This is a genomic window from Arsenicicoccus dermatophilus (assembly GCF_046267915.1).
Taxonomy (GTDB): Bacteria; Actinomycetota; Actinomycetes; order Actinomycetales; family Dermatophilaceae; genus Arsenicicoccus; species Arsenicicoccus dermatophilus_A.
Window position 1 is genome coordinate 1,656,308 of sequence record NZ_CP176520.1, and the last position, 22,725, is coordinate 1,679,032.

The 22,725-nt window shown below is 72.8% G+C and carries 17 protein-coding genes; 7 read left to right on the plus strand and 10 right to left on the minus strand.

Features of this window, described 5'->3' with window-relative positions; genetic code table 11:
* Nucleotides 1-23: 23 nt before the first annotated feature.
* The 4 genes from ACK2IS_RS08055 to ACK2IS_RS08070 form a co-directional block, all read right to left on the minus strand.
* A complete protein-coding gene (locus ACK2IS_RS08055) occupies nt 24-845 on the minus strand; it encodes a carbohydrate ABC transporter permease (protein WP_409482824.1) in 822 nt (273 codons plus the stop codon).
* Nucleotides 842-1,873 carry a carbohydrate ABC transporter permease gene (locus tag ACK2IS_RS08060; RefSeq protein WP_409482825.1) on the minus strand — a complete coding sequence of 344 codons (1,032 nt, stop codon included), beginning with the start codon at nt 1,871-1,873 and terminating at the stop codon, nt 842-844. The genes ACK2IS_RS08055 and ACK2IS_RS08060 overlap by 4 nt, the downstream gene beginning before the upstream one ends.
* An 11-nt stretch (nt 1,874-1,884) precedes the next feature.
* Entirely contained in the window at nt 1,885-3,117 is a 1,233-nt protein-coding gene (locus tag ACK2IS_RS08065; protein ID WP_409482826.1) for an extracellular solute-binding protein, read from the minus strand.
* Between the two features lie 173 nt (nt 3,118-3,290).
* Nucleotides 3,291-4,319 (minus strand): LacI family DNA-binding transcriptional regulator, encoded by a 1,029-nt coding sequence (locus tag ACK2IS_RS08070; RefSeq protein WP_409482827.1) that lies wholly within the window; start codon nt 4,317-4,319, stop codon nt 3,291-3,293.
* A gap of 169 nt (nt 4,320-4,488) precedes the next feature.
* Here ACK2IS_RS08070 and ACK2IS_RS08075 point away from each other — a divergent pair, with 169 nt between their 5' ends.
* The 4 genes from ACK2IS_RS08075 (at nt 4,489) to ACK2IS_RS08090 (ending at nt 10,147) form a co-directional block, all read left to right on the plus strand.
* Nucleotides 4,489-6,648 (plus strand): glycogen debranching N-terminal domain-containing protein, encoded by a 2,160-nt coding sequence (locus tag ACK2IS_RS08075; RefSeq protein ID WP_409482828.1) that lies wholly within the window; start codon nt 4,489-4,491, stop codon nt 6,646-6,648.
* Between the two features lie 90 nt (nt 6,649-6,738).
* Nucleotides 6,739-7,107: a hypothetical protein gene (locus ACK2IS_RS08080; RefSeq protein ID WP_409482829.1), complete on the plus strand. Its 369-nt coding sequence runs from the start codon at nt 6,739-6,741 to the stop codon at nt 7,105-7,107.
* 63 nt (nt 7,108-7,170) lie between these two features.
* On the plus strand, nt 7,171-9,063 hold the full coding sequence (gene dxs / locus ACK2IS_RS08085; RefSeq protein WP_409485649.1) for a 1-deoxy-D-xylulose-5-phosphate synthase: 1,893 nt from the start codon (nt 7,171-7,173) through the stop codon (nt 9,061-9,063).
* Between the two features lie 97 nt (nt 9,064-9,160).
* A complete protein-coding gene (locus tag ACK2IS_RS08090; protein ID WP_409482830.1) occupies nt 9,161-10,147 on the plus strand; it encodes a TIGR03557 family F420-dependent LLM class oxidoreductase in 987 nt (328 codons plus the stop codon).
* A gap of 186 nt (nt 10,148-10,333) precedes the next feature.
* Here the strand turns inward: ACK2IS_RS08090 and ACK2IS_RS08095 are convergent, their stop codons facing one another.
* Nucleotides 10,334-12,388 carry a M3 family metallopeptidase gene (locus ACK2IS_RS08095; RefSeq protein ID WP_409482831.1) on the minus strand — a complete coding sequence of 685 codons (2,055 nt, stop codon included), beginning with the start codon at nt 12,386-12,388 and terminating at the stop codon, nt 10,334-10,336.
* A gap of 192 nt (nt 12,389-12,580) precedes the next feature.
* Here ACK2IS_RS08095 and ahpC point away from each other — a divergent pair, with 192 nt between their 5' ends.
* From ahpC to ACK2IS_RS08110, 3 genes are all read left to right on the plus strand, one after another.
* On the plus strand, nt 12,581-13,144 hold the full coding sequence (gene ahpC / locus ACK2IS_RS08100; RefSeq protein WP_409482832.1) for an alkyl hydroperoxide reductase subunit C: 564 nt from the start codon (nt 12,581-12,583) through the stop codon (nt 13,142-13,144).
* Nucleotides 13,145-13,322: 178 nt separating this feature from the next.
* Nucleotides 13,323-14,897, plus strand: coding sequence for an alkyl hydroperoxide reductase subunit F (ahpF, locus tag ACK2IS_RS08105; protein ID WP_409482833.1), 1,575 nt, complete (start codon nt 13,323-13,325; stop codon nt 14,895-14,897).
* On the plus strand, nt 14,894-15,862 hold the full coding sequence (locus ACK2IS_RS08110; RefSeq protein ID WP_409482834.1) for a LysR substrate-binding domain-containing protein: 969 nt from the start codon (nt 14,894-14,896) through the stop codon (nt 15,860-15,862). The genes ahpF and ACK2IS_RS08110 overlap by 4 nt, the downstream gene beginning before the upstream one ends.
* A gap of 55 nt (nt 15,863-15,917) precedes the next feature.
* Here ACK2IS_RS08110 and ACK2IS_RS08115 read toward each other — a convergent pair whose 3' ends face one another.
* The 5 genes from ACK2IS_RS08115 to ACK2IS_RS08135 all read right to left on the minus strand — a co-directional run bounded on the left by ACK2IS_RS08115 (nt 15,918) and on the right by ACK2IS_RS08135 (nt 22,675).
* Nucleotides 15,918-16,265 (minus strand): hypothetical protein, encoded by a 348-nt coding sequence (locus ACK2IS_RS08115; protein WP_409482835.1) that lies wholly within the window; start codon nt 16,263-16,265, stop codon nt 15,918-15,920.
* A 329-nt stretch (nt 16,266-16,594) separates the two neighbouring features.
* Complete coding sequence (locus ACK2IS_RS08120; protein ID WP_409482836.1) at nt 16,595-17,548, minus strand: DUF808 domain-containing protein; 954 nt, start codon at nt 17,546-17,548, stop codon at nt 16,595-16,597.
* 113 nt (nt 17,549-17,661) lie between these two features.
* A complete protein-coding gene (locus ACK2IS_RS08125) occupies nt 17,662-19,191 on the minus strand; it encodes a UDP-N-acetylglucosamine 1-carboxyvinyltransferase (protein ID WP_409482837.1) in 1,530 nt (509 codons plus the stop codon).
* Between the two features lie 122 nt (nt 19,192-19,313).
* Nucleotides 19,314-21,443 carry a 3-hydroxyacyl-CoA dehydrogenase NAD-binding domain-containing protein gene (locus tag ACK2IS_RS08130; RefSeq protein WP_409482838.1) on the minus strand — a complete coding sequence of 710 codons (2,130 nt, stop codon included), beginning with the start codon at nt 21,441-21,443 and terminating at the stop codon, nt 19,314-19,316.
* Nucleotides 21,440-22,675, minus strand: coding sequence for a thiolase family protein (locus tag ACK2IS_RS08135; protein WP_409482839.1), 1,236 nt, complete (start codon nt 22,673-22,675; stop codon nt 21,440-21,442). Before ACK2IS_RS08135 ends, ACK2IS_RS08130 begins: the two co-directional genes overlap by 4 nt.
* Between the last annotated feature and the right edge of the window lie 50 nt (nt 22,676-22,725).

Sequence of the window (22,725 nt, forward strand, 5' to 3'; positions counted from 1 at the left end):
CGGCGACTCCGTGCCGGTCATGGTCAGCGGCGTGGGTCGAGGTGGGTGAGGTAGCGCTGCGAGGCCACGACGACAGCGACCACGGGGACGGTCGTCAGCAAGGCGGTCGCCATCTTCAGGGGCCGCTGGGTTCCGGCCCCGAGGTTTCCGGCGGTCAGGTCGGCGAGGCCGGTGACGAGGGTCTTGTGCTCGACGCTGCTGGTCGCCGCCAGGTAGTGGCTGAGGTCGTTCCAGGAGGCCTGGAAGGCCAGCACGGCCACGGTGACCAAGGCCGGTCGGGCGAGCGGGAGCAGCACGTGCCACAGGATCTGCAGCTCGCCGGCCCCGTCGAGCCGCGCGGCCTCGGCGTAGGACGCCGGGACCGACTCGAAGAACTGCTTCATGATCAGGATGCCGGCGGCGTCCACGAGCATCGGCAGGATCATCGCGGCATAGGTGTCGTACATCCCCAGGTAGGTCACGACCAGGAAGGTCGGGATCAGCAGGGCCACGCCCGGCACCGCCATCACCACGACCAGCAGCCCGAGCACCCCGCGCCGACCGCGGAAGGACAGCCGCGCCAGGGCGTATCCCGCGAGCGCGTCCAGCAGCACCCGACCGACGGTGACGACGAGGGAGACGCCCACGGAGTTGAGCGCCCATCGCCCGACCGGGTTGGCGTCGTCCTGGGTGCCGAGGGCCTGGCGCCAGGCCTGCAGGGTCGGCGGGTGGGGGAGCAGACGCAGCGGGTGGGCCAGAGCGTCCGGGTCGGTCTTGACGCTCGTCGACAGCTGCACGACCGTGGGCAGGGCGTAGGCCGCGACCACGACCGTGAGCAGAATCGGGAGCAGGCGGTGGCGTCTCACGGGCGACCCTCGACGAGCCGGACGACGACGCGGTGCCCGGCGGTGAAGACGAGCGTGAGCAGGCACACCAGGAAGGCCACGGCGGCGCCCGCACCGAACTCGCCCTGTCCGAAGGACAGGGCGTAGGCGAGGTAGGCGGGGGTGAGCAGGGTCTTGCCGGGCGCTCCGCCGCCGGTGGCGTAGACCTGGTCGAAGACCTGCCAGGTGCCGATCAGGCCGAGCATCACCACCAGGGTGATCGTGGTGCGCAGCTGGGGGATCGTGACCCACAGCAGGCGCCGCCAGCCGGTGGCCCCGTCGACGGCGGCGGCCTCGTGCACGTCCTGGGGCAGGTCCTGCAGCGCGGCGAGGAAGACCAGCATGAAGGTCCCGCTGGTCGTCCACACGGCGAGCAGCACGAGCACGCACATCGCGACGGACGGACCTGCCAGCCAGTCCCACAAGGGTCGCCCGAGCAGCTCGTGGCCGCCCCACCCCGGCTCGACCACCCCGACCGCGCCCAGGGCCAGGTGCAGCAGGCCGCGCGGGTCGAGCAGCCAGCTGGGTCCCTCGACGCCGGCGGCCCCGAGCACCGCGTTGACGACCCCCCGGGAGGAGAAGAGCAGCGTGAACACCGCGGTCACCGCCACGGCGCTGGTGACCGACGGGAGGTAGAGCAGGGTCCGCCACACGGCTCGGTGGCGCAGCCCGGGGGAGTGCACGGCGAGCGCCAGGGCGAGGGCCAGGGCGGTCTGCAGGGGGACGACGAGCAGGACGTACCACGTGGTGTTGCCGACGGCGGTCATGAAGTCCGACCCGACCAGGCCGGCACCGGTGAGCAGCGTCCGGTAGTGCGCGAGCCCGACGGGCGCGGCGTCCGCCGCGACGAAGGGGCTGCCGGTGCCGTTCCAGCTGGTGGTGGAGACGCGCAGGGCCATCAGGATCGGTATGACGAGGAAGACGACCACGAGAGCGAGGGCGGGGGCGACCATCAGCCAGCCCGCCCGCGTGGTCGCCCGCCCGCGCGGGCGTGCCGCCCCGTCCCGCATCGTGCCGACGGTCACTCCTGCAGCGCCGGCTCGGCCATCCGCTGGGCGGCGCGCAGGAGCACGCCGGCCTCGGTGGTGGGCAGGGTCTGCAGGTGCGCGTTGAGCTCGTCCACGACCGCGGCGATGCCGGGCAGGTTGGGCATGCCCCGGCCGTAGGCCGCACCCTTGACGAAGGCTGCGTCCTGCGGGGTCTGCCGGGCATGGCGGCGCATCGCGGTGGTGGTGGACGGCATGACGCCGAAGGCCTTGGCCGCCGCGAGCTGCTCGGCGTCGCTGCCGAGGTGGCGCACCAGGTCGACGGCGGCGTCCCGGTGCGGGGACGCCGCGGCGACGCCCCAGCAGGTGGTGAACATCACGGTCCCGCGGCCGGCCGGGCCGGCGGGGAGCTCGGCGACGGTGATCCGGCGTCCGGGCGCGTCCTTGGCGAGGGCACCGCGGACCCAGTTGCCCTCGATGACCATGGCGGCGCGGCGTTCGACGAGGGCCTGGCCGGCCCAGCCGGCGTCCACCTGGGTGGTGAGCCGGGCGTGGCCGGCGTCGAGCAGGCCTCGGATCTCCCGCAGCGCGGTGACGTTGGCGGGGCTGCTGATCGTCAGGGTGCCGCCGTCGGGGGACAGGACCCACCCGCCGGCCTGGGCCATGAAGGTCCCGACGCGCTGCAGCTCGGGGGCCAGGACCAGCCCGACCGCCCCGTCGCGGGTCAGGCGGGCGGCGACGGTGCGCAGCTGCGCCCAGTCACGGGGCAGGTCGGCGGCGGTCAGCCCGGCTGCCTCCCAGCGCTCCTGGTCGATGACCAGGGCGAGGGTGGAGAAGTCCTTGGGGGCGCACTGCAGCCGGCCGCGGTAGGTGAAGGTGCGGGTGAGTGCGGGCAGGTAGGGCAGGTCGGCGACCTGGTCCCCGTAGGCGTAGAGGTTGCCGGCCCTGGCGTAGGTGCCCAGCATGGCCGGCTCGACGTAGAACAGGTCGGGCGGCGCGCCTCCGGCGAAGCCCTTGGCGAGCTCCTCGGTGAGCCGGGCCGCGGCGCAGACCTCCACGGTGCTGCCGGTGCGGGTGGCCCACCCGGCCACGGACCGGCGGACGGCGGCGAGCTCCACGTCCGAGGACGCCGCGACGAGCACCCGGAGGGTGGTCGGTCCGGCGCTGGTGGCTGGCTGCTCGACGAAGCCGCCGGTGCACGCGCTCAGCGCCACCGCCGAGGTCGTGATCACCGCGACCGCCACTCGGCGCAGGGTGGATGACGACACGGCACCTCCCCCCGGACCTGGCTCTGCCCGGCCAGGTTCACTGCTTTGCGTGGCCCCCACTGCACCCAGCGTATGTCGTTGAGCGGCGAACGACACGCGTGCGTCGGTGCGGGTGGGCCGTGGCGCGGTCGAGGCGGGTCCCGCTCACCGGTCGTGGGCTCCGGGTGGGGCGGTCAGCGCAGGGTGCTCGAGTCGGAGCGCAGACGGGGCGCGAGCAGGGTGCCCTCGATCGGCGCGTCCCGACCCTCCAGCAGGTCGTCCAGCGTGCCCAGCAGGCACTCGACGATCTCGGCGAGCGGCTGCTCGACCGTGGTCAGGCCGAACATCGCCGCCGTCGGGGTGCCGTCGAAGCCGACGACGCCCACGTCCCGCCCGGGCGCCAGCCCGGCGGCGGTCAGGGCGCCCTGGGCACCCATCGCGACCACGTCGGACACGCAGACGAGGGCGTCGCCGGGCCGCAGCCGCGCCGTCATGGACGTGGTGGCCCGCTGGGCCTCCTGAAGGTCCTGCCGGGTGCGCACGAGCAGGCCCTCGTCGAGCACCCCCAGCTCTGCGGCCGCCGTCCGCCACCCTGCGAGCCGGTCGTCCCCGGTCTCGCTGCCCTCCGGCCAGCCGACGAAGCCGACGCGCTCGTAGCCGCGCTCGACCAGGTGCCGGACGGCGGCCGCGGTGCCGGCCCGCCCGTCGACGTCGGCCCAGGCGGTGAACTCCGGCTCGTCCCAGACCTGCCCGAAGGTCACGAAGGGGATGCCCCGCTCGGTCAGCCACCGCGGACGGGGGTCGCCGTGGTGGGTGTTGTAGAGCACGAAGGCGTCGACCAGGTGGGCGCGCACCATGGACTCGTAGCCGCTCGTCGTCAGCGCGGGCGCCTCGCTGCCGAAGGTCACGACGTGGCAGCGGTGCTCGCGGGCGGCGAGGGACAGCTGGGCCAGGAAGGGGAAGGAGATCTCGGCGCCCGCGGCACCCGGCCGGGCGTCCAGCTCCAGGCCGACGGCCCCGGCGCGCTGCTCCCGCAGCGACTTGGCCGCCGAGCTCGGACGGTAACCGAGCCGGTCGATCTCGGCCTGCACGCGCTCCAGGGTCTGGGGGGCGACCCGGTCGGGCCGGTTGACCACGTTGCTCACGGTCTGCCGGGAGACGCTGGCGGCCCGGGCCACGTCGTTGATGGTCGCGCGTCTGCCCCCGAGACCGCTGCTGATCACGACTCTCCCCCTCTTGCTGCCCGAGACCTGACGGGTAGCATGACCGGTTGAACGATCATCCCCATCCCCTCAGCTCATCATCCTCTCGGGGCGGTCAGGTGTCCACACGAGGGCTCACCCGCACCGTCCTCGGGACCAGGGGGCTTCACCACCGGCGAGAGGTGGACGTGTGGCCAGGCGCAGCGAACCGGCTCGGCAACCGTGGCTCCACGACCTCCAGATCGCCGTCCACGGCGCCGTCACGGCGCTCTCCGAGCGCACCGGGGCGATGGGGCCACCCGGCACCGGGCTCCTCGTCGACGACCGGCGGGCCCTGTCGCTGCTGCGCGTCCGCGCCGACGGCGAGGCCCCCGACCTGCTCACCGCCGCCGACACCGGCGAGCAGACCCGGATCGTCGCCGCGCTGCGTCACCTCGGCGACCCTGGCCCCGACCCCACCGTCCAGCTGCACGTGCACCGCGTCCTCGATGCGGGCGGCATGACCGAACGGCTCACCCTGCGCTCACGCGCCTCGGAGCCGGTCCGCACCCGCCTGGAGGTGGCCCTCGCCGGGGACGACGCCTGCCTGCCGGAGATCAAGGACGGGCGTGCCGCGGGCACCCTGCTGGCCGCCCGCTCGTTCCCGAGCCGGTCCCCGGGCGCGGACCCGCCCCCGTCGCAGGGGGACCACCTGGCTGCGGTCCTGGACTGGTCGGGCGAGCGGCACCGCACCACCGTCCGCGTCTGGCCGCCTCCAGTCGGCGTCCACCCGGGTGACGGTGGCGGGCCGTCATACCTGACGCTGGCCCTGACGGTGCCCCCGGGCGGAGCCACGGAGGTGACGCTGCGGGTCGACGTCACCCGCACCCGGCCCTCGGCGCTGGACGCCGATCCCGGGGCCGACGCCGTCGACTGGTCGCTGCGGCTCACCGCCGCGGACGGCCGGGTGGCGCCCCTCGTCGAGCGTTCGCTGCGCGACCTGCAGGGTCTGCTGCTGCGCGACCCGCTGGACCGGGAGGACCTCTTCGTCGCGGCCGGAGCCCCCTGGTACCTCACGCTGTTCGGGCGGGACTCCCTGTGGACCGCACGGCTGCTGCTGCCCGTGGGCACCGACCTGGCACGCGGGACGCTGCGGGCCCTGGCGCGCCGGCAGGGTCGGGCCGAGGACCCGGCGACGGGGGAGGAGCCGGGCAAGATCCTGCACGAGGTCCGCCGGGAGCAGGTCCACGACGCCCGGGGTCGGCCGCTGCCGCTGGTCTACTACGGCAGCATCGACGCGACCGCCCTGTGGGTGCAGCTGCTGCACGACGCCTGGCGCCACGGGCTCGCCGACGAGGACGTCCGTGAGCTGGCCCCCGCGCTGGGTGCCGCGCTCGGCTGGCTGGCGCGACGGTTGCGGACGAGCCCGGACGGGTTGCTGCGCTACGTCGACGCCTGCGGCACAGGCCTGGCCAACCAGGGGTGGAAGGACTCGGGGGACTCGATGCGCCGCGCCGACGGGACGCTCGCGCCCCCGCCGATCGCGCTCGTGGAGGCCCAGGCGTATGCCGTCGCGGCGCTGCGCGGGGGAGCGACCCTGGCCCGCTCGCTCGACCTGACGCTCGCTGCGGGGTCGGGTTCGCAGATCCTCGACCCGGCCGAGCTGGACCGGCTGGCCGACGACCTCGCCGAGCGGGTGCGGCGCCGTTACACCGCCCACGACGAGCGCGGGACCTACCTGGTCATGGCCCTGGACGGCGCGGACCGCCCGGTCGACGGGGTGGGCTCCAACATGGGCCATGTCCTCGGCACCGGCGTGCTGACCCCGGACGGGGCCGCCGCCGTCGCCGAGCGACTGGTCGCCCCCGACCTGCTCATGCCCTTCGGCGTCGCGACCCTGTCCCGGGACAACCCCGGCTTCAACCCGCTGGGCTACCACAGCGGCTCGGTGTGGACCCACGACACGGCGATCGCCCTCGTCGGCCTGGTCCGCGAGGGCCGCACCGCGGAGGCCGCGGCGGTGGTCCGCGCCCTCGTCGCCTCCGGGTGCGGCAACGCCGGACGCTGGCCGGAGCTGCTCGCCCCGGAGCCGGTGCTCGGGCGCCCGGTGCCCTATCCCGCCTCCTGCCGTCCGCAGGCCTGGTCGGCCGCTGCCGTCGGGGCCCTGGCGACCGGGCTCCTCGGCCTGCAGGTCGACGTGCCCGCCGGGCGGGTGCGCCTGCGCCCCCTGGTCGGCCTGCCCTGCGGGAAGCTCCTGGTGGAGGGGCTGTCGTATGCCGGTCGGCCCTTCGCGGTGCAGGTGCGCGGGGACGGCACCGTGGACGTGACCGGGCTCCCGCCCGAGGTCACCGTCGACCTCGACGGCCCCTGACCCGGCCACCGGGCCTGTCGGGCCGGACCGCCATACGGCCCTGCTCCGGCGCCCCGGGGGTCTGTCGGACCCGGTCGTCACACTAGAGGTATGACTGCGCACGTCCCTCCCGGTTGGCCGGCGGAGGTCCCGCCGCCCGGCGTCGACGGCTGGCGCGAGCAGGCCGTGCCGTGGCTGCTCGACCAGTGCCCGGCGGACTTCCGCGGCTACGACTCGTGGCGCCGGCATCCTGCGGCGCTCGCCTGGGTCGCCGTCCAGCAGGTGGACGCCCAGCTCGCGGGCATGCGGGCGGCCTACCGCCAGGTGCGGGTGGCGCTGGGGGAGACCTTGACGCCGGAGGCGCTGCGCGACGTCATGACCGACCTGGAGGCGGAGGGGGTGCGGCTGCGCGGCACGGCCCGGGCGGTGCACCTGGTGCACGACGCGATGCGGGGAGCGACCTTCGTCCCACGCCTCTGACGCGCGGCCCGCTGGTCTAGACTCGGGCGTCCCGTCCTGTCCTCGAAGGAGTCGGTGTCCACCGTGGGTCTGCTCTCGACCGTCACCAGCCCGACCGCGCTGCGGCGCCTGCCCGCCGACCGGCTGCCCGAGCTGGCCACGGAGATCCGCGACTTCCTGGTGCGGGAGGTGGCCAAGACGGGTGGTCACCTGGGCCCCAACCTCGGCGTCGTGGAGCTGACCATGGCGCTGCACCGGGTCTTCGAGTCCCCGCACGACACCATCGTCTTCGACACCGGCCACATCAGCTATGTGCACAAGCTGCTCACCGGTCGGCAGGACTTCTCCCGGCTGCGGACCCGTGGTGGGCTGTCCGGCTATCCCTCGCGCGCCGAGTCCGAGCACGACGTCAGCGAGAACTCCCACGCCTCGACCTCCTTGTCCTGGGCCCACGGCATCGCCGTCGCGCGGTCGCTGAGCGGCGAGCACGACCGGCACACCGTCGCGGTCATCGGCGACGGCGCCCTCACCGGGGGCATGGCCTGGGAGGCGCTCAACAACATCGCCGCCCGCAAGGACCTGCCGCTGGTCGTCGTCATCAACGACAACGAGCGGTCCTACGCCCCGACCATCGGCGGCATGGCCGAGCACCTGGCCGCACTGCGCACCCACCAGGGCTACGAGACCGTGCTGCGGCTCGGCAAGCGGGCGATCGCGGGCGCCCCGGTCGTCGGTCGCCCCGCCTTCGAGACCCTGCACGGGATCAAGAAGGGCCTCAAGGACATCATGGCGCCGCAGGGCCTGTTCGAGGACCTGGGCCTGAAGTACGTCGGGCCCGTCGACGGCCACGACCACCAGGCGCTGGAGACCGCGCTGCGGCAGGCCAAGCAGTACGGCGCGCCGGTGCTCGTGCACGTGCTGACCAAGAAGGGCAAGGGCTACCGTCCGGCCCGGCAGAACGCCGACGACCAGTTCCACGCCGTCGGGGTCATCAACCCCGAGACCGGGCTGCCTCTGGAGGTGTCCGGCCGCGCCTGGACCGACGACTTCTCCGACGCGCTGGTGGCGCTCGGCGCCGAGCGCGAGGACCTGGTGGCGATCACCGCGGCCATGCTGATCCCGGTCGGGCTGCGGGACTTCGCGGTCAAGTTCCCCGAGCGGGTCTTCGACGTCGGCATCGCCGAGCAGCACGCCGTCGCCATGGCGGCCGGCCTGGCCTATGCCGGCAAGCACCCCGTGGTCGCCATCTACTCGACCTTCCTCAACCGCGCCTTCGACCAGCTGCTGATGGACTGCGCGCTGCACCACGCGGGCGTGACCTTCGTGCTCGACCGTGCCGGGGTCACCGGCTCCGACGGCGCCTCGCACAACGGCATGTGGGACATGACCCTGGCCAACGTCGTCCCCGGCCTGCACCTGGCCGCCCCTCGCGACGGCGAGCAGGTCGAGCACGCCCTGCGCCGCTCGCTCGACATCGCCGACGCGCCCTCGGTCGTCCGGTTCGCCAAGGGCAACCCACCCGCCGTGGTCCCCGCCGTCGAGCAGCACGGCACCGTGGACGTCCTCGCCGGCCCCGGCCACCACCGGGTCGACACCCTCGTCATCGGCATCGGGTCGCTCGTCCCGACGGCCCTGGCCGTGGGTGCCCGTCTGGAGGAGGCCGGCCGCACCGTCCGCGTCGTCGACCCGGTGTGGGCCCTGCCGGTGTCGGAGGACCTGATCGAGGAGTGCCGCCTCGCCGACGAGGTCGTCGTCATCGAGGACAACCTCGTCTCGGGCGGGATCGCGTCGGCCGTCAGCACCGCGCTGCAGCTCGCCGACGTCGACGTGCGCGTGCGGCCCTTCGGCATCCCCAAGGAGTTCCTGGACCATGCCTCCCGTGGTCAGGTGCTCGCGTCGATCGGGCTGACCCCCGACGCGATCACCGAGGTGCTCCTGCGCCGCCGCGGCCCTCAGCGGGTCGTCGACGCCGGCTGAGCGGCGGCGCCGTCATACCGGCTCCTGCCGCGGATCGCCATGCGGCCCAGGGCCGTCCCCGCTGGCTCCTGCCCCGTGGCTGCGGTAGGAACGAGGTATGACCCGCTTCGGCTACACCCTGATGACCGAGCAGGCCGGTCCCCGCGACCTGGTCCGCCACGCCCGCACGGCCGAGGAGGTCGGCTTCGACCTCGAGGTGGCGAGCGACCACTACTTCCCGTGGCTGTCCGCGCAGGGCCACGCGCCCTTCGTGTGGAGCGTCCTCGGCGCGGTCGCGCACGTGACCGAGCGCGTCGACCTGATGACCTACGTCACCTGCCCGATCCTGCGCTACCACCCGGCCGTGGTCGCGCAGATGGCGGCGACCGTCCAGGTCATGGCCGAGGGTCGGTTCACGCTCGGCCTCGGCTCGGGGGAGAACCTCAACGAGCACGTCGTCGGCGCCGGCTGGCCCGCGATCGCCGCCCGCCAGGACATGCTGGTGGAGGCCATGGAGATCATCCGCGAGCTGCACACCGGCGAGCTCGTGACGTATGACGGCGAGTACTACCGCGTCGACTCAGCCCGGATCTGGGACCTGCCCGAGCAGGGGGTCGAGATCGCCCTGGCCGCGGGTGGGCCGAAGATCCTCCAGCGGTGCGGGACGCTCGCCGACCACCTGGTCGCCGTGGAGCCGAGCGCGGAGCTCGTGGCGGCGTGGAACGACCTGCCGGACCAGCCGCAGATCGGCGCCGGGGCCCGCGCCGTCGGTCAGATCCCGATCTGCTGGGACCGCGACGAGGACGCCGCGGTCGAGCGGGCGCACGACCAGTTCCGGTGGTTCGCCGGCGGTTTCGCCGTCAACGCGGACCTGCCCACCACCGCCGGGTTCGCGGCGGCGACGCAGTACGTCCGACCGGAGGACGTGGCCAAGGCGATCCCCTGCGGCCCCGACCTGGACGCGATCGTCGAGGCGGTGCGGCCGTTCTGGGAGGCGGGCTACACCGACGTCGCGCTGGTGCAGGTCGGTGGCGAGCACCAGGACGAGTTCCTGGAGACCGCCGCCGGTCCGCTGCTCGACAAGCTCCGCGCCGCAGCCCGCTGACCCCCCGGTTCGGCGCCACGAGGGGCACGTGGCGCGACCCGCACGGCGGGTCGCCAGCACGAGGGGCACGTGGCGCAGAACGGAGGGCGGGTCGCCGCCACGTGCCACTCCTGACGGGAGCCCCGGGGGCGGTATGACGCCGCCGCGGGCACCCGCTCGTGCGGGTGCCCGCGGCGCGGTGCGCCGTCAGGCCAGGCCGTGGCGGTCGAGCAGGTGCTGCACGTCGGGGTCGGCGCCGCGGAAGTCGCGGTAGACCTCACGCACGTCCAGCGACCCGCCGCGGGCCAGCAGCCGGCGCCGGAAGCGCTCGCCGGTCTCCCGCGACAGCCCCCCGTTGGCCTCGAACCACGCCACCGTGTCGGCGTCGAAGACCTCGGACCACATGTAGGAGTAGTAGCTGGCGGCATACCCGCCGCCGAAGATGTGCGAGAAATAGCCCGTCCGGTAGCGCGGCGGCACGAGCGGGAAGCTCATCCCGGTGCTGTCCAGGGCACGCTGCTCGAAGGCCTCGACGTCCTCCGCGGACGACGGCAGCTCCGCGACCGGCGTCTGATGCCAGACCTGGTCGAGCAGCATCGCGGCGTAGGACTCGGTCATCGCGTAGCCCTGGTCGAAGTGGCGCGCGTCGAGCAGGGTCCGGATCCACTCGCGCGGCATCGGCTCGCCGGTCTCGTGGTGGACGGCATACCGCTCCAGCAGCGTCGGCTCCCAGGCCCACATCTCGTTGACCTGCGAGGGGAACTCGACGAAGTCCTGCGGGGTGCGGGTGCCGGACCGCGAGACATAGCGGACGTCGGACAGCAAGCCGTGCAGGTCGTGGCCGAACTCGTGGAACAGGGTGATGACGTTGTCCCAGGACATCAGGCTGGGCTTGCCGGGCGCGGGCCTGGGCAGGTTGCAGGTGTTGGTGACCACCGGGCGCTGGTCGAGCAGGGTGGACTGCTCGACCAGGGAGGTCATCCACGCGCCGCCCTGCTTGGTGGGCCGGGTGTACGGATCCAGGACGACGGCGCCGAGCACCTCCCCGGTCTCCTCGTGGATCTCGTAGACCGTCGCGTGGGGGGTGTAGCCGACCAGGTCGGCGCGTTCGTGGAAGGTGATGCCGTAGAGCGCGGTCGCCGCCGCGAACACACCCTCGTGCAGCACGCGGGAGTACTCCAGGTAGGGCCGCAGCAGACCCTCGTCCAGCGAGTAACGCTCGGCCCGCACGAGGTTGGCGAGGTACTGCCAGTCCCAGGGCTCCAGGGTGGCGCCGGGGGAGAGCTGCTCCAGCCGCTCCTGGAGCACCGAAGCCTCGGCGCGCGCGTTGCGCACCGCCGCCGGGCCCACCTTGGTGAGCACCTGCATGACGGCCTCGGTGGAGCCGGCGCAGCCCTCGGAGGCCACGGCTGCCGCGAAGTGCGGGTGGCCGAGGAGCTCGGCCTTCTCCGCGCGCAGCCGCACCATCTGCAGGACCAGGTCGCGGGTGTCGTGGTCGCCGCCGAGACCGCGCCCCACGCTCGCCTCGAAGATCCGCTGCCGCAGCCCCCGGTCGGCGAGCTCGGCGAGCAGCGGCTGGCCGGTGGTGTTGACCAGCTCGATCAGCCACCCCTCCTCGCCGCGGTCAGCGGCTGCGGCCCGGGCCCGCTCGACGTCTTCCTCGGACAGGCCGGCCAGCTCCCCGCGGTCGGTCACCAGGATGGCGGCGGCGTTCCGCCCGGCCAGAGCCTGCTCCGCGAACCGCGTCTGCAGCGTCGCCAGCTCGGCGTTGACGGCCCGCAGGCGCTCCTGCGCCTCGTCGGACAGTGCGATCCCGCCGCGCTCGAACTCGCGGATGGTGTCCTCGAGCAGCCACCGGCTCTCGGGGTCCAGCTCCACGTCGCCGGCATCCGCGCGCTCGCGGAGCGCCACGAAGCGGTCGTACAACCGCCGGTCCAGCAGGACCGCGTCGGTGTGCTCGGCGAACTTCGGGGCCATCTCGGCGCGGATCGCCTCCCGGGCAGCCGTGCCGTCCGCGGCGCACACGGGGTAGAACGCGTCGGAGGCCCGCTCCAGCAGGCGACCGGATCGGTCCCAGCGCTCCAGCACGTTCTCGACGGTGGCAGGGGACTCGTCGGTGGCCAGGGCGTCCAGCTCGCGGCGGTGCTCGGCCATGCCCTCGAGCATCGCGGCTCGGTAGTCCTCGTCCCGCAGGGACGCGTAGTCGGGCAGGGCGTGCGGCAGCGTCGATGGTGCCAGCAGTGAGTTGGTGGGGTTGGTCATGCCCCCATCCAACCCCAGCGGCGGTCGGCGGGCCGTACGCGCCCCCACTAGCGTGACGGTCGGCGACGGCATAGCCGGGGCCTATGCGTCGCATGCACACAAACGATCGACGGCGGCTTTCAATCTGCCGCCGATCCATATAGATTTCTTATCGGAAGTTCCCACCAGCGACGACGCCAAGGAGCGCACCGCATGAACCTCATGAACACCACGATCCTCCCCTTCTCCACGACCGCCTTCAAGGACGGCGAGTTCGTCGAGGTCACCGAGAAGGACGTCCTGGGCAAGTGGGCGATCTTCTTCTTCTACCCGGCCGACTTCACCTTCGTCTGCCCCACCGAGCTCGGCGACATGGCCGACCACTACGAGGAGCTCCAGCAGCTCGGCGTCGAGGTCTTCTCGGTCTCCACCGACACCCACTTCGTGCACAAGGCCTGGCACGACGCGTCCGAGACCATCGGCAAGATCAGGTACTACATGCTGGGCGACGCCAACGGCGTCATCACCAACAACTTCCAGAACATGCGCGAGGGCGCCGGCCTGGCCGACCGCGCGACCTTCCTGATCGACCCCGAGGGCACCATCCAGTTCATGGAGGTCACCTGCGAGGGCGTCGGCCGCAACGCCGCCGAGCTCATGCGCAAGGTCAAGGCCGCGCAGTACATCGCCGCCCACCCGGGCGAGGTCTGCCCCGCCAAGTGGGAGCAGGAGGGCGAGACCCTCAAGCCGGGCCTGGACCTCGTCGGCAAGATCTGATCCAGCTCTCCTGACCCGCCTCGGGTCCCGGCGTACGGCGGATGACAGACCGCCACCTCGCCACCTCGCGTCGCGGCGGGTGGCCGGACCTTCGAGCCCCGGCCACCCGCCGTCGCCATACCCCGCATCCCTGGCCACCCGGCCCGCCCACGTCACCCTGAGAAGAAGGAGCCCCACCGTGCCCGTCCTCGACGCCGACCTCACCACCCAGGTCAAGACCCTCCTGGAGAACGTCAAGGAGCCCATCGAGCTGGTGGCCTCCCTCGACGACCGTCCCAAGTCCGACGACATGCGCTCGCTGCTGGAGGAGATCGCGGCGCAGTCGGAGCGGGTGACCGCGCGCTTCGACGGGGACGCCGAGCGCCGTCCGTCCTTCCGGGTCGAGCGCACCGGGACCGAGCACGCGGTCGAGTTCGCGGGGCTGCCCCTCGGACACGAGTTCACCTCGCTGGTGCTGGCGCTGCTGCAGGTCGGCGGGCACCCGGTCAAGGAGGACGCCGAGCTCGTCGAGCAGGTCAAGGGCATCGACCGCGACCTGCACTTCGTCACCTACATGTCCCTCAGCTGCCAGAACTGCCCGACGGTCGTCCAGGCCCTCAACGCCATGGCTGCGATCAACCCGCGCATCCGCCACACCGCGGTGGAGGGCAGCCTGTTCCAGGACGAGATCGAGGAGCACGGCATCAAGGCCGTCCCCACGGTCTACCTCGACGGCGAGCTGTTCGAGTCCGGCCGGATGACCATGGCCGACATCCTCGGCCGCGTCGACTCCGGCGCCGCCGACCGCGCCGCCCGGCGCCTCGCCGAGAAGGAGCCCTACGAGGTGCTCGTCGTCGGTCAGGGCCCCGCCGGGGCGACCGCCGCGATCTACACCGCACGCAAGGGGATCCGCACCGGCCTGGTGGGGGAGCGCTTCGGCGGACAGGTGCTCGACACCATGGCGATCGAGAACTTCGCCTCCGTGCCCTACACCGAGGGACCGCGCTTCGCCGACGGCCTCAAGGAGCACGTCGGTCAGTACGACGTCGACGTGGTCTCCGGGCCGCTCGCCACCGAGCTGGTCCCCGCCCAGACCGAGGGGGGCTACCACGTCGTGAGGTTCGGTGACGCCGAGCTCAAGGCTCGCTCCGTCGTCCTCGCCACCGGCGCCCGCTGGCGCCACATGGGCGTCCCGGGCGAGGAGGAGTACCGCAACAAGGGCGTGACCTTCTGCCCCCACTGCGACGGGCCGCTGTTCAAGGGCAAGCGGATCGCCGTCATCGGCGGCGGCAACTCCGGCGTCGAGGCCGCGATCGACCTGGCCGGCGTCGTCGGGCACGTCACGGTGCTGGAGTTCCTGCCCCAGATGCGCGCCGACCAGGTGCTGCAGGACAAGCTGCGCTCCCTGCCCAACGTCGACGTGCTCCTCAACGTGGCGACCACCGAGGTGGTCGGCGACGGCAAGGCGGTGACCGGCCTGCGGTACGACGAGCGGGACTCCGGGCAGTCCAAGGAGCTCGAGCTCGAGGGGATCTTCGTGCAGATCGGGCTGCTGCCCAACACCGAGTGGCTCCAGGGCTCGGTCGAGCTGTCCGAGCGCGGCGAGATCGTCGTGGACGGCCACGGGCGCACCTCGGTCCCGGGCGTCCTCGGCGCGGGTGACTGCACGACCGTGCCGTACAAGCAGATCGTCGTCGCCGAGGGCGCCGGAGCCACCGCCGCGCTGTCGGCCTTCGACCACCTGATCCGAACCTCGGCGCCGGCCACCGCGTGAACCTGCGCGACCTGGAGTACCTCGTCGCGCTCGCCGACGAGCGGCACTTCGGCCGGGCCGCGGCCCGGGCCTACGTCTCCCAGCCGACGCTGTCCACCCAGATCCGCAAGCTCGAGTCCGAGCTGGGCGTGGATCTGGTGGAGCGCGGCTCCCGGCAGGTGCTGCTCACGGCGGCGGGGGAGCAGGTCGTGACCCGGGCCCGGGCGATCCTGGCCCAGGCCGACGACATCCGCGACATCGCCCGCTCGGCCCGCGACCCGCGGGCCGGACGGGTGCGACTGGGCGTCTTCCCGACCCTCGGCCCCTACCTGCTGCCGCACGTGGTCCCCGGGCTGCGTCGCCGGTTCCCGGACCTGGAGCTGCTGCTGACCGAGGCCAAGACCGGCGAGCTGGTGGCCCAGGTCCACGCGGGCGCGCTCGACGCGGCGCTCATGGCCCTGCCGGTGTCCGACGAGACCCTGCACACCGAGCCGTTGTGGCGGGAAGACTTCCTGCTCGCCGTCCCCGAGTCTCACCGGCTCGCCGATCCCGCGATCCCGGTCACCTCGGCCTCCCTGGCGGGCGAGGAGCTGCTGCTCCTCGCCGAGGGACACTGCCTGCGCGACCAGGCGCTCGACGTGTGCCAGGCCACTGGCGCGGGCGTGCAGTCGGGCTTCCAGGCGACCTCCCTGGAGACCTTGCGGCACATGGTCGCCGCAGGGGTGGGCACCACCCTGCTGCCGCGGCTGGCCGTCTCGCCCCCGACGACCAACCCCGAGGGCGTGGCCCTGCGCGAGCTGGGCGGGGAGACGCCCCACCGCGACATCGCCCTGGTCTGGCGACGCACCACCGTCCACGGCACGCTCCTCGGCGAGCTCGCGGAGGAGCTGCGGGCGGTGCCGGCAGAGCTGGTCTCACCGATCCCTGCGGGACGGGTGAGCCATCCGGCCCGGCCCGGCAGCCGGGCGCTCCCCGGCCGGGCCTGACGCCGCCCCGGGGCCGGGCACGGACCGGACCCGGGGCAGCGTGCGGGCACACGGCTCAGGCGAGCTTGACGAGCGAGACGACGTGCCTGTCGTCGACGAGGGGAGCGGCGTCGGCCGCCGTGGGGGCCGCCACGACGATGCCCCGGCCGGTGTGCCAGTCGACGACGGTCAGGCCGAGGTCACGGGCACGGCGACCGACGGTCACCTCGTCGCGGGCGATCGTGTAGGCCGAGAGACCCTCGGTGCGGATGACGACCTCGAACCGCATGAGCGTGACCGCGGCCGGGGCCGCGGCGGGAGCGGCGGCGGCCGGAGCGGCGGCGGCCCCGGGGGCGCCGACCGGGGCGCCGGCCAGGGCCAGGGAGAGGGCGACGACAGGGGCAGCGAAGCGCAGAGCAGACATGATGAGCGTCCTCACGGGGTGCGGTGGGGTATGCCGAGAGATCTCAGAGGTGTCGAGATCCCCTGTGGCGCGGGCGATCTCGCCTCGCGACAGCACGATCCTGGCAGCCCTTCCAGGTGACGTACAAGCCCTCCGTGATCGCTTCACCACGTGCTGCAACCGAGCAGTAATGGGGTCTGACCTGGGCGGACACGATCCCGGACACCGCGTGACCCACTGCCGCTGGTCCACCGTTCGCCCAGGGTTTCCCAGGACATCACCCCCAGCATGCGACCCACCGCAGACCCATGCACCGCGACGACCCACCGTCGGGCCGGACGGAGCCCGGCTCAGTGGTGGTGGACCTCGTCGCCGCCGTCCCGACGCACCAGGTGCGCGAGCGCGACGACCGCGGCGCCCACGAGGATCCCGGCGATGGCCGAGCCGACGGTGTTGGTCAGCCAGCCGAGCACGCCCCCCAGCGGGCCGGTCGCGTGGCCGACGGCCTCCTCCGCGTGGTGGACCAGTCCGTAGGGCGCGTGCCACCCCAGCTCGTCCAGGCCGGCCAGCAGGATGTGCCCCCCGACCCACAGCATCGCCACCGTGCCGACGAGCGCGAGCGCCCGCAGCAGACCCGGCATCCCCCGCACCAGGCCGTCGCCCACCGCGCGGGCGACGCCGGAGTCCCGGCGAGCCAGCGCCAGGCCGATGTCGTCCATCTTGACGATGAGCGCCACCACGCCATACACCCCGAAGGTGATCAGGAAGGCCACCGCGACGAGCGACAGCGCCCGGTTGACCAGCGACTCCCGCGCCACCTCGTTCAGCGCGATCACCATGATCTCCGAGGAGAGGATGAAGTCGGTGCGGATGGCGCTCGCGGTCATCTGCCTCTCGGCGTCGTCACCCAGCTCCACGGCCGTGTGCTCGTCCGCGTCGTGGCCATGGCCGGACACCTTCTCCCACACCTTCTCGGCGCCCTCGAAGGACAGGTAGAGACCCCCCAGCATGAGCAGCGGGGTGAGCGCCCACGAGGCGAACTGGCTCAGCAGCAGGGCCGCCGGGAGGATGAACAGCAGCTTGTTGCGCAACGAGCCGACCGCGATGCGCCGGATCATCGGCAGCTCCCGGTCCGGGGTGAATCCCGTGACGTAGCGCGGGGTCACCGCGGTGTCGTCGACGACCACGCCGGCAGCCTTCACGCTGGCTCGGGTGGCCGCCACGCCCACGTCGTCGACCGAGGCGGCGGCGAGCTTGGCCATGGTGGCGATGTCGTCGAGCAGGGCAGCGAGTCCGCCGGCCATGAGAGGTCCTCCGAGGGGTGGTGCAGACAGGGGTCGACGAGCAGACGCTGACGGGGCTGGCGCGCGTTCCGCGCCACCCCCGTCAGATCTTGCCCCATCCGGGCCCGGGACGGTCAGATGTCCCGGAAGGTGCTGACCCCGGCGCCCAGGGCGGTGAGGCGCTCGGCGAGCTCCTCGTAGCCACGGTTGATGACGTAGACGTTGCGCAGCACCGAGGTGCCCGGAGCGGCCAGCATGGCGAGCAGCACCACCACGGCCGGGCGCAGGGCCGGCGGGCACACGACCTCGGCCGGACGCCAGCGGGTGGGTCCGGTGAGCATGACGCGGTGCGGGTCGAGGAGCTGGACGTGGCCGCCCACCCGGGTCAGCTCGGTGAGGTAGATCGCCCGGTTCTCGTAGACCCAGTCGTGGATCATCGTCGTGCCCTCGGCCGTCGCCGCGATGAGGGCGAAGAAGGGAAGGTTGTCGATGTTCAGCCCCGGGAACGGCAGGGGATGGATCTTGTCCCGGGGCGCGACCAGCGGGCCGGGGATGTGCGTCAGGTCCACCAGCCGGGTCTTCCCGTTGGCCGAGAGGTACTCCTCGGAGAGGGAGTACTGCATCCCCATGGTCTCCAGGGTGGCGAGCTCGATCTCCATGAACTCGATCGGCACCCGGCGGATGGTGATCTGCGATCCGGTGACCACGCCTGCGGCGAGCAGCGACATCGCCTCGATCGGGTCCTCCGAGGGGAAGTACTCCACCTCGCGGTCGATCTCGCGCACGCCCCGGACGGTCAGGGTCGTGGAGCCGATCCCGTCGATCTGCACCCCCAGCTCCTGCAGGAAGAAGCACAGGTCCTGGACCATGTAGTTGGGCGAGGCGTTGCGGATGACGGTGGTGCCCTCGTGGCGGGCGGCCGCCATGAGGACGTTCTCGGTCACGGTGTCCCCGCGCTCGGTGAGCACGATGGCCTTGGTGGGCCACTGGTCGGCGGTGACGCGCGCCTGGTAGGCCCCGGCCGTCGCCTCCACGTCCAGGCCGAAGTGACGCAGGGCGATCAGGTGCGGCTCCACGGTGCGGGTGCCGAGGTCGCAGCCGCCGGCATACGGCAGGGAGAAACCGTCGAACTCGTGCAGCAGCGGCCCGAGGAACATGATGATCGTGCGCGTGCGCTTGGCAGCGGCCTCGTCCATCGCGTCCAGCGCGAGACGAGCCGGGGGAGTGATGCGCAGGTCGTTGCCGCCGTCGATCCACTCGGTCTGCACGCCGATGGAGTTGAGCACCTCCAGGATGCGGGCGACCTCCTCGATCTTGGCGAGGTTGCGCAGGGTGGTGGTGCCCTTGTTGAGCAGGGCGGCGCACAGGGTGGCGACGGCGGCGTTCTTGGAGGTGCGGACGTCGATCGAGCCGCTGAGGCGGCGGCCACCCTCGATGCGCAGGTGCTGCGGGCCGGAGTGACCCATCGACACGAACTCCGCCTCCAGCTCCTTGCCCAGCGCCGCCAGCACCTCGAGGCTGAGGTCGTGCTGACCGCTCTCGATCTGCTCGATGTCCTGCTCGGTCATCCCGACCTTGCTCGCCAGCTCGCGAGTGGTAAGACCACGTCGGACGCGAGCCTCGTGGACGAGCGTGCCGATGCGGCGGAGGTAGCCATCAGTCATGTGGCCCATCGTAGGTCAGCACGCGAGTGACTCCGGGCGGTGACATGCGACAGGCCCCGCGTCTGCCTAAAGGAGTACGCGGGGCCTATCGAAGACTACTCTGAGTCGATATCTGGGACTACTCAGTGCGAGGCGTCAGCCACACCCTGCGGCAGGAAACGCCTCCCGGCGACGCGCTCGGCGACCCCGCTGCGGTCGAGCAGGGGAGTGAGCCCGCCGTTCCAGAACTGGAAGCCGGCGCCGGTGATCATCGCCAGGTCCAGGTCCATGGGCGCCGAGACCACCCCGTCGTCCAGCATGATCCGCGCCTCCTCGGCCAGGCCGGACAGCACCCGATCTCGGACCTGCTCAGGAGTGAGGACCACCGGTTCCGCGGGCAGCTCGTGCAGCGCCACGACCTCGGGGTCGAGGACGGTGCGGCCGTCGACCGTGGTGTAGTAGCTCCGCTTGCCGGCCGCGACGACGCGCTGCAGGTTGGGCGAGACGTAGAAGCGATCCGGGAAGGCCCGGCCCAGGGTCTCGTTGTTGTGCAGCGCGATCGCCGGACCCACCAGCCCCATGAGGACGAAGGGCGGCATCGGCGCGATGCCCGCGAAGCCCTGGTCAGCCACGTCGATCGGGGTCCCCTCGTCCACGATCCGAGCCATGTCGGACATGAAGCGCCCGAGGAGACGGTTGACGACGAACGACGGGGAGTCGGTGCACAGCACGGTGGTCTTGCGCAGGCGCTTGCCGACCGCGAGGGCCGTGGCCAGCGTCGCGTCGTCGGTGCGCTCGCCCCTGATCACCTCGAGCAGCGGCATCACCGCGACGGGGTTGAAGAAGTGCAGGCCGACGACCCGCTCGGGATGCCGCAGGTCCGCGGCCATCTGCGTGATCGACAGCGAGGAGGTGTTGGACGCGAGCACGCACTCCGGGGAGACGACCGCCTCCACCTCGGCCCAGACCTGCTTCTTGACCCCCATCTGCTCGAAGACCGCCTCGATCACCAGGTCGGCGTCGGCCATCGTGTCCTTGGCGGTGTCGCCGGTCACGAGCGCCTTGAGCCGGGTGAGCTGGTCGGCGCCGATCCGCCCCTTGGCGGCGAGGGCGTCGAGCTCGCCGTGGACCCAGGCGACGCCTTGGTCGACGCGCTGCTGGTCCAGGTCGGTCATCACGACGGGCACCTTGAGCTGACGCACGATCAGCAGGACCAGCTGGCTGGCCATCAGGCCGGCGCCCACGACGCCCACCTTGGTGACCGTGCGGGCGAGCGCCTCGTCGGGCGCCCCGGCGGGTCGTCTGGCGCGCTTCTGCACCAGGTCGAAGGCATAGAGCCCGGCCCGCAGCTCGTCGCTCATCAGCAGGTCGCCGAGGGCCTGGTCCTCGGCGGCGAAGCCCTGCTCGCGGCTGCTCGTGCGCGCGGCGGACAGCAGGTCGAGCGCGGTCGTGGCGGAGCGGGAGCTGCCCCCGGTGCGCCGGGCGACTGCCTGGCGCGCGGCGGCGATCCCCGCCTCCCAGCGCTGCTCGTCCCGGTCCACCTCCGGACGCTGCACGGTCGTCGAGCCGTCGAGCACCGACGCGGCCCAGCGGACCGACTCGGCGAGGAAGTCGGCGTCGTCCAGGACGGCGTCGACGATCCCGAGCCGGGCGGCCTCCACGCCCGTGAGCATCTTGTTGTTGCCCAGGGGATTGTCCACGACGACCTTGAGGGCGCCCTCCAGGCCGATCAGGTTGGGCAGCAGCCAGCAGCCGCCCCAGCCGGGGACCAGCCCGAGGAAGACCTCCGGGAGGGCGACGGCGGGCACCGAGCGGGCCACGGTGCGGTAGTCGCAGGACAGGGCGATCTCCACGCCGCCGCCCATGGCCGCGCCGTTGACGAAGGCGAAGGACGGCACGCCGAGCCGGGCGAGGCGCCCGAAGACCTCGTGCCCCAGCGCGCCGATGGCGACGGCCTGCTCGCGCTGCTGCACCTCGGCGACCCCGGTGAGGTCCGCGCCCACGGCGAACACGAAGGGCTTGCCGGTCACGGCGACGGCGGCGATCTCACCCGCCCGGGCGCGCTCGGCGCACCGGTCCAGCGCCCCGCGCAGCTCCAGCAGGCCGCGGGGACCCATGGTGCTGGGCCGGGTGTGGTCGTGGCCGTTGTCGAGGGTGATCAGGACCAGCGTCCCGCCGCCCGCGGGCAGGGTGACGTCACGGGCGAGGGCGTGGGTGACGACCTCGTCCGCGAAGGCCGTCAGCAGCTGGTCGATGGTGGTCTGGTCGCTCATCGGGCGGTCTCCTCGCCGGTGGAGGTGGACGGGGTGTAGTCGGCGTGGTGCGGGTTCTCCCAGATCATGGCCACGCCCATGCCGATGCCGATGCACATGGCGGTCATGCCGTAGCGCACGTCCGGGCGCGCGGCGAAGTGCGCTGCCAGCTGGTTCATCAGCCGTATGCCGGAGGAGGCGAGGGGGTGTCCGGTCGCGATGGCGCCGCCCCACGGGTTGACCCGCTCGTCGTCGTCGGCGATCCCGAAGTGCTCCAGGAAGGCCAGCACCTGGACGGCGAAGGCCTCGTTGAGCTCGAACAGGCCGATGTCCTCGATGGACAACCCGGCCTGGGCGAGCGCCTTCTCGGCCGCGGGGACCGGGCCGTAGCCCATGACCTCGGGCTCCACGCCCACGAAGGAGTAGGTCACGAGCCGCATCCTGACGGGCAGGCCGAGCTCGGTCGCGGCGGCCTCGGAGGCCAGCAGGCAGGCGGTGGCGCCGTCGTTGAGGCCGGCGGCGTTGCCGGGGGTGACCTTGCCGTGCGGGCGGAAGGGGGTCCTGAGGGTTGCCAGGTCCGCCATCGTGACGCCGGGTCGCGGCGGCTCGTCGGCCGTGGCCAGACCCCAGCCCTGCTCGGCCGAGCGGATGGCGACGGGCACCAGGTCGGCCTGGACCTGGCCGGCCTCGTAGGCCGCGGCGAGCTTGCGCTGCGACCCCACCGCGAAGGCGTCGCTGCGCTCCCTGGTCAGCGAAGGGAAGCGGTCGTGGAGGTTCTCCGCCGTCTGGCCCATCACCAGGGCAGACTCGTCGACGAGACGCTCGGACACGATGCGCGGGTTGGGGTCGACCCCCTCACCCATGGGATGGCGACCCATGTGCTCGACGCCGGCCGCGACCACGACGTCGTTGACGCCCATCGCGATCGAGCCCGCGGACGAGGCGACCGCGGTCAGGGCACCGGCGCACATCCGGTCCACGGAGTAACCGGGGACGGTGGTGGGCAGGCCGGACAGGAGCGCGGCCATGCGTCCCAGGGTCAGGCCCTGGTCGCCGATCTGGGTGGTGGCGGCCACGGCGACGTCGCCGATGCGCTCGGTGGGCAGGTCGGGGTTGCGTCGGACCAGCTCGCGGATGCAGGCCACGACCAGGTCGTCGGCGCGGGTCTGGGCATACATGCCCTTGTCGCCGGCCCGTCCGAAGGGGGTGCGGACGCCGTCGACGAAGACGACCTCGTGCAGGGTGCGGGGCACAGGAGCCTCCCGGTGGGTGGGGTTGGACGTTGCGAGGTTACCGGTCGGTA